The organism is Sporosarcina luteola, from assembly GCF_023715535.1.
GTDB lineage: Bacteria > Bacillota > Bacilli > Bacillales_A > Planococcaceae > Sporosarcina > Sporosarcina luteola_B.
In genome coordinates, this window is record NZ_JAMBOI010000077.1 from 1 (window position 1) to 255 (window position 255).

The window sequence follows — 255 nt, forward strand, 5'->3', positions numbered from 1 at the left end:
AAACCAGGAAGCTTGCTTCCTGGGGTTGTAGGACACTCTATACGGAGTTACAAAGGAACGGATTAGACGAAGCAGCCTGGAAAGGTTCGCCATAGCGGGTAATAGCCCCGTAGTCGAAAGTCCGTTCCCTCCAGAGTGGATCCTGAGTACGGCGGAACACGTGAAATTCCGTCGGAATCCGGGAGGACCATCTCCCAAGGCTAAATACTCTCTAGTGACCGATAGTGAACCAGTACCGTGAGGGAAAGGTGAAAA

Annotated in this window: 1 rRNA gene; it reads left to right on the plus strand. The window is 51.8% G+C overall.

Annotated elements, in window-relative coordinates:
• Positions 1–255, plus strand: a 23S ribosomal RNA gene (locus tag M3191_RS18850); the annotation flags it as partial.